We start from the raw sequence: 6,467 nt of genomic DNA, 5'->3' as shown, positions 1-6,467 counted from the left end.
TACCTCGCGTTCTCCGCGATGCTGCTGGCCGGGATCGACGGCATCAAGAACAAGATCGAGCCGCACGAGCCGGTCGACAAGGACCTGTACGAGCTGCCGCCCGACGAGCACGCCGACATCCCGACCGTGCCCACCTCGCTGAACGGGGTCCTCGACTCGCTCGAGGCCGACCACGACTTCCTCCTCGAGGGCGGCGTGTTCACCCCCGACCTGATCGAGACCTGGATCGACTACAAGCGCACCGAGGAGATCGCCCCCGTCGCGCTGCGGCCGCACCCGCACGAGTTCGAGCTGTACTTCGACATCTGACGGTTCGGGGCGTTGGGAGGTCGCGCAGCGACCGTCTCGAGACCACCGGCCCCGACCCGCGCAACACGCACAGCCCGACCCGGGTTCCCCAGATTTCTCCGGGCCGGGTTGTGCGTGCGGTCGCAACGCTTCTGCCTCCAGCAGCTCGAGACAACCTCTCCATGACCCGATCGCGGAAGTCTGACCGACCGACACCGACGCCCTGAAGGCGGTGCTGCTGGATTTGGTCCACGAGTTCCTCGAGGGCTGGCGGCCGTCGTTCATCGGCGTGGGCGACGACCTCGAGCCCACTCCTTCCCGCTGGAGGCCGCGCAGAACCTCAACGGTCATGTAGCGCGGCTGGGCGTGGACCACCTTCGCGGGTGCAGCTGGATCACCTACTGCCCATCCCGCTTCGTGAGCGACCTGCCGAGCCTGGACGCGTCTGATGCGTTCATCCGGTGCGAGGAGATGCCGGACGGCGGACTGATGCCCTCAGGGGCCAAGGACGCAGAACTCGTTGCCTTCGGGGTCGGCCAACACGACCCAGGGTCGATCCCCCTGGCCGATGTCCACCCGGCGTGCGCCATGAGCGACCAGCCGGGCCACCTCGGCGTCCTGGTCGTCGGGCCGGAAGTCGAGGTGCAGTCGACTCTTGGCCTCCTTGGGCTCATCGAGACGGACGAAGTCCAACCCCGGAGTGCGATCCGGCTCCGGGCGGATCTCGAACTCGTCAGCGGAGGAGTAGACGACAACCCAGCCGAGCGCGTCTGCCCACCACTGCCCCAAGGTCGCGGGATCCAACGAGTGGACGATCACCTGTTCCCAATCCAGAGCCACCGGTCGAACCTAGACCTGCCGGGGGCCTCAGGAACAGGCATTTTCGAGTGGGTCTGTCGTCCCGAACGACGCCACCACCGCCCAAGTGCCCCAAACGCGAGCGCCCGGATCTGGCGCCGAGCTCGCGCCGTCGTGCCGGTCAGAGGGCGGTCACGTGGGCACCGATCGACACCCGGATTCGGTGCCTGGCCGACCGCCACATCGAGTGCCCGGACCTCGGGGACCGCCCGTCCCGCCGATTTCGATGCCCTGGGAGCTACCCGGGCGGGCAGCAGGTCACCCGGCCACGGGCCGTTCGCCCCTACCCCCCGGGGGTAGCCACCCACAGACTGGGACCAAACCCCGCCGACACCCGTCGGGGCAGTCAGCAGTGAGGTGGCAGCCATGTACTGGAACGACGGACACATGGATGACGGTTGGGGGATCGCGATGATGCTCGGCGTGCTGGGCATCCTGCTTGTTCTCGTCGCCACGCTCGTGTTCGCGATCGTGTGGAGTGTCCGGACCTCCGCTCCCGCTCAGGGGGCCGCGGCAATGCCGCCACGCAATGTCACCAGCAGCCTCACGGGCAGCGCGGCGCAGATCCTGGCCGAGCGACTCGCCCGCGGCGAGATCGACGTCGAGGAGTACCGCACCCGGCTCGAGGCGCTCACGTCGTCACGTGCTCACGTCGTGCGTGAGCCGTGACCACTGGGAACGTCGAGGTCACCCCGCGGAGCCGTGCCCGATCGGGCTCGGCGCACTGCCGTCGAGCTGGCTCTCGACCAGGCCGGGTTCGACTGCGTCGACGGTGGGGGTGCGTGGGTCGAGGATCCGCGCTTCCCGGCGTGACTGCTCTGCTCCCAGGCCTGCTGGTCTCGTCATCGTGGGTCCCTTGTCCCAGAGGGCCGGGCGCAGGTAGGCGCTCCGGTCCGGCTCGAGACCACGCAGCCAGCTGATCACCAGCCCGACGCTGAGGGCGAGCATCACCAGGCTGGGGCCGGCGTCCGGACCGAGCTTCACGGAGCCGCCGGTCACCCAGCCGGCCACCACCCCGGCCCAGAGCGCGGTGAACAGGGTCACGATCTTGATCAGGGCCACGACGGCCAGCGGACCACCGATCGGGCGGCCACGCAGCAGCAGCAGTCCGAGTGCGACCAGGCAGGGCAGGACGACGACCAGGTCGAGGACGAACACGGGATAGGGGGCACCACCCACGCCCTCCGGGTCCGGCGCCGGCCCTCCGAGCGCGTACGGGACCAGCGTGGAGAGCCAGAGCATCGCGAACAGGACACCGACGACCAGCATCAACCAGCCCGTCCCCCGCTCCAGGCGCCTGGAGTGGATGCGGGGCCAGCCCGGCTCGCGCAGGCGCAGCAGCCCGTCGAGCAGGGCGGCGCCGGCCACCGACTCGATGACGACGTAGACGAGGAAGACACGGTTCATCGGCACGCCGGTCAGGTAGATCGCGTAGCTGTAGGCGACGTACGCCAGCAGTCCGAGGCGGACCAGATGCGTCCGGGGCGAGACGAACGGGCTCCGTGTCAGGAGGATGAGCGCACCCGCGACCAGGATGCTGCACACGTCCTGGGCCTTCGCGCCCAGCACGGTTGCCTCCGGCAGGTCGCGATAGGGGTCTGCGGCGAGCAGGCCGTACGACGACGCAACGACAATGCCCAGCGCCACCACGACGCTGGCCCAGGCTGCCAGCCTGCCCGGAGTCGAGCGCTCGTCCGGTCTGCGGGTCATGGTCTCCCCTCCGCTACCAAGATCGCCCGCAGCCCTGCGCTCGACCAGAGGCCATGGTCCTCACGGCCCGGGACCACGTCCTCTGCCGCCCGGCCACACCGTCGACGAGGCTGGACGTCGGGAGGCAGTCCAGATGCCCGTCGTCCACGCACCCGCACGCACCGAGTCCCGGGCCCGCCTGGCCCGCCGCGTGCGCCGGTTCGTCGGCTGCTTCTACCTCACCATGGCAGGCATCAACGCGGGCATCGTGTTCGCCGACGCCGGGTCCTACCGGCACTTCGCCGATGCTTCGTACCTGCCGTTCGTCACCCGGATGTGGCAGGACGTCGTGATGGCGCACCCCGCCGTCTGGGGACTCCTCCTGGCCGGAGGCGAGATCGTGCTCGGCACGTTGCTGTTGCACGGTGGTCGCGCGGCGCAGGCGGGATGGCTCGGCGTGATCGCCTTCCACCTGCTCCTGATGACGTTCGGGTTCGGGATCTGGCTGTGGAGCGTGCCCGTCCTCGCCCTGCTCATTCCGGCTGCCCACGCCGACTGGCCGGCACTCACGCGGGTGTCCCGGGAGGGTCGCCGCGCAGAGCAGGCCGGTCAGGGCAACGTGGCGCCGGCCTTCCCGCGACCTGGGTACGACGAGGCGTCGTAGGGGTCGGTGCCGCGTGTGCGCTCCTTGGCGTTGGAGTGTCCGTCGCCGTCGACGTCGGAGTCGCAGGCGTCACCGGCACCGTCACCGTCGAGGTCGGCCTGGTCGGCGTTGGGCTGGCGCACGCAGTTGTCCGAGCCGTCCGCGACCCCGTCGGAGTCACGGTCGACCCCGGGGGCGGTGTGCACCACGGTCCGGCGGTCGGTCGCGAGGGTCTCGCCGTCCTGGGTCCACACGGTCATCAGCTCGTGCTCCCCGGTGGGCACCGTCACGTCGAGGGCGAAGTCGTCGGGTCCGTGGCTGGACTCGACGTCCTGGCTGGCAACCGGCGAGCCGTCGACGTAGACCGTGACCTTCTCGTCCGAGGGCATCGGGCACCCGCTGCTGCCCACCCCTGGCTCGGCCACGCACGCGTCGGAGTCGTCGGGCACGCCGTCGCCGTCGATGTCGCTCACCGGCCCGCCGCCGCCACCCGAGCCGTTGGGCACGATCGTGGCCTGCAAGGTGTACTCCGTGGAGGGCACACCCAGGATCAGGTAGGGGTCGACCCGGATGTCGAGGTCTCCCTGGACGTTCTCGAGGACCAGCCGCTCCGGCTGGCCGGCCGAGGCCGCGGATCCCTGGGCGGCACCGGTGACGTACATGTCGAGGTCGCTGCTGTCCTCCCAGCCCAGAGCGAGCTCGACCGTGCTCGACTCGGGGACCGACAGGGTGAACTCGTGTCCCGGTCCACCGGTCTCGCCCAGCGTGCTGTCGGTGGCCGTGAACGTGTTCCCGCCCGGGCGCTCGAGCACCACCGGGTCGAGCAGGCCCGCCGCGGTGGAGCCGCTGCCCGTCGAGGAGACGCCGCCGGACGACGTCGTCGACTGCTCGCCCGACGGCGCGGCCACGCCGATGGCGCCGGAGTCGGGGGCGCGGTCGTCGGCGACGACGGTCCACAGCTTCGTGGGCGCGCGGTAGCTGGTGAGGGCGAAGACGTCGTAGGGCGCGGTCACCTTCGCGTCGGCCAGATAGCTCCGGGGGATCCGGAAGGTCACCGTGTTGGCCGCCGCGTCCCACTCCGACCACTCGCTGGGCAGGGCCCGCTCCATCGAGTGGTCCATGGTGACGACGTCGTCCGGGTTGTTGGGCTCGGGGATGTAGGACTCGATCTCCCGGCCGCCGATGCTCACGCCGTACTTCGGCAGGCTGGTGGCGTCCTTGGGCCACAGCTGGTCGACCTTGACCGTGGCGACCACCTCGAGGTCGGTGGCCTCGACCTGGACGTTCTGGATGTCGGTGAGGTCGGTGAGCGAGTCCCCGTCGGGGTCGTCGTGCGCGGCCGTCGACGAGGTCGGTGGCGAGTCGTGCGGCCGCCGCTCGACCGTGCCGGCCACGTGCACGTGGCCGTCGCTCGTCTCGGCGCCGTGGGCGGGTGAGCTGAGCGTCAGCATCGGGTCGCTGGTCTCGACGGGGTCCGGCTCCCAGTCGGTCGGTGTGCCTGGCACGGTACCGAGATCCGGTTGCGGGCAGTCCCACACCGAGCCGGTGGACGACGCGAACAGATGGTCGTCGGGATGCTGCACCTGGAAAGAGTTGGTGCCGTCGCCGGCCACGTCGTTGGGCTGCAGGCGGTCGTCGTCGGTGACCGAGCCGTCGCCGTCGACGTCGAGGTAGCGGCTCATCCGGGTGGCGAACGCCTCGACGTTGAGCGTCGAGACGCACTTGTTCTGCCCGGGCGGGTCATAGCTGTAGGCCATGATGTCCGTGGTCGGGACCGGCCCCCACGACCCCTCGGCGCCGTCGCCCACGTGGCCCAGCGTCAGGCAGTGGCCGGTCTCGTGGAGGACGAGATCGAAGAGCGAGAAGGTGTCGGTCACGCCCGGCACCGGGTCGATGGCGCCGTTGACCGAGAAGCAGACATTGCCGCCGGCGCCGCCGCAGTCCTCGACGTAGATGCCGCCGCCGTCACCATGGTGGCCGTCGTAGCCCGGCATGCCCTCCCAGGTGTCCATCGAGAAGGGGTTCTCGATGTTGTGGCAGGGGACGCCGTTCTCGTCGTAGAGGCCCAGGGCGTCGGTCAGGTACATCGGGTCGACGCCGATGCCCAGGCCGCCGACGGGGTTGGTCGCGAGGATCACGATCTCGGGGTCGTAGAGCGGGTAGGTGCTCACCTCGTCGCCCTCGCTCAGACCGACGACGTCCGGTGAGATGTGGAAGTCGACGCCGTCGCGGAGCCAGTCGAGCCCCATCTCGTCGGCGAGGTAGTGGATGCCGCCCTCCCACGCCTCGGCCGCCTGCCGCATGATCCGGATGTCGCGCTCGGCCGTCGGCGAGGCGGGCACCAGCACCGCGACGTCGATCTGGGGCGAGTCGAGGGCGTTGAGGCCTACCTTGGCGTGGTAGCAGGTGTTGTCCGGGTTGTCCCGGCTCATGTCCTTGATGCAGCCGGGCGGAAGGTTCCCGTCCCCGAAGTAGGGGCCGATGTAGTCGTCGCCGGGGCTGGCGGATGCGACGTTGACCCATCCTGCGGCGGTGACGAGAAGGGTCGCGACGATGGCGGCCAGACGAAGGTGCATGGTGGTTTCCCTCGAGGAGGAGCCGGTACGCCGGGTCGCGGCGGAACGACTGGACTGGGGCGTGGGTCTTTCCCGGTGGTACACAGGATCAAACTGCGACCGGCAGCTTTGGTTACGCGGGGCCACCTGCCTCAGTTACTCCCGCGCCGGATGGGTACGGCCGTCGCATGAGGAAGAGACTGGCCGCAGCAGCAGCCCTGGGCGCCGTGGCCGCCCACGATCTCGCGCAGCGCCGGCACGCGATCCTGCGCAACTACCCGGTCATCGGTCATGCGCGCTTCTGGCTGGAACGCATCGGTCCCGAGCTCCGTCAGTACATCGTGGCCGGCAACGACGAGGAGCGGCCCTTCAGCCGCGACCAGCGGCGGTGGGTGTATGCCTCGTCGAAGCTGCAGAACAACTACTTCGGGTTC

Annotated in this window: 5 protein-coding genes and 2 pseudogenes; 4 read left to right on the top strand and 3 right to left on the bottom strand. The window is 69.9% G+C overall.

Features of this window, described 5'->3' with window-relative positions:
- Positions 1-309: pseudogene (locus VFN12_RS12930) on the top strand (type I glutamate--ammonia ligase); the annotation flags it as partial.
- A gap of 474 nt (positions 310-783) precedes the next feature.
- On the opposite strand, the gene VFN12_RS12925 reads toward VFN12_RS12930, so the two are convergent.
- Positions 784-1,128: a VOC family protein gene (locus tag VFN12_RS12925; RefSeq protein ID WP_325119117.1), complete on the bottom strand. Its 345-nt coding sequence runs from the start codon at positions 1,126-1,128 to the stop codon at positions 784-786.
- Positions 1,129-1,512: 384 nt separating this feature from the next.
- Between VFN12_RS12925 and VFN12_RS12920 the strand changes: the two genes are divergently transcribed.
- Complete coding sequence (locus tag VFN12_RS12920) at positions 1,513-1,815, top strand: SHOCT domain-containing protein (RefSeq protein WP_325119116.1); 303 nt, start codon at positions 1,513-1,515, stop codon at positions 1,813-1,815.
- A gap of 18 nt (positions 1,816-1,833) precedes the next feature.
- Here the strand turns inward: VFN12_RS12920 and VFN12_RS12915 are convergent, their stop codons facing one another.
- A complete protein-coding gene (locus VFN12_RS12915) occupies positions 1,834-2,856 on the bottom strand; it encodes a hypothetical protein (protein ID WP_325119115.1) in 1,023 nt (340 codons plus the stop codon).
- A gap of 133 nt (positions 2,857-2,989) precedes the next feature.
- Here VFN12_RS12915 and VFN12_RS12910 point away from each other — a divergent pair, with 133 nt between their 5' ends.
- Positions 2,990-3,499: a hypothetical protein gene (locus tag VFN12_RS12910; RefSeq protein WP_325119114.1), complete on the top strand. Its 510-nt coding sequence runs from the start codon at positions 2,990-2,992 to the stop codon at positions 3,497-3,499.
- Here VFN12_RS12910 and VFN12_RS12905 read toward each other — a convergent pair.
- A complete protein-coding gene (locus tag VFN12_RS12905; protein ID WP_325119113.1) occupies positions 3,445-6,054 on the bottom strand; it encodes a thrombospondin type 3 repeat-containing protein in 2,610 nt (869 codons plus the stop codon). The genes VFN12_RS12910 and VFN12_RS12905 overlap by 55 nt on opposite strands.
- A 167-nt stretch (positions 6,055-6,221) precedes the next feature.
- Here VFN12_RS12905 and VFN12_RS12900 point away from each other — a divergent pair.
- A pseudogene (locus tag VFN12_RS12900) lies at positions 6,222-6,467 on the top strand (FMN-binding glutamate synthase family protein); the annotation flags it as partial.

Source organism: Nocardioides sp. (assembly GCF_035703625.1).
In the GTDB taxonomy this organism is placed as follows: Bacteria; Actinomycetota; Actinomycetes; order Propionibacteriales; family Nocardioidaceae; genus Nocardioides.
This window is presented reverse-complemented; position numbering and strand designations above follow the sequence as displayed.

What these genes read in the sequence shown, in the direction of transcription:
- VFN12_RS12920 (WP_325119116.1), top strand. Translation starts at nt 1,513, where the DNA reads ATGTACTGGAACGACGGACACATGGATGACGGTTGGGGGATCGCGATG.
- VFN12_RS12915 (WP_325119115.1), bottom strand. Translation starts at nt 2,856, where the DNA reads ATGACCCGCAGACCGGACGAGCGCTCGACTCCGGGCAGGCTGGCAGCC.
- VFN12_RS12910 (WP_325119114.1), top strand. Translation starts at nt 2,990, where the DNA reads ATGCCCGTCGTCCACGCACCCGCACGCACCGAGTCCCGGGCCCGCCTG.
- VFN12_RS12905 (WP_325119113.1), bottom strand. Translation starts at nt 6,054, where the DNA reads ATGCACCTTCGTCTGGCCGCCATCGTCGCGACCCTTCTCGTCACCGCC.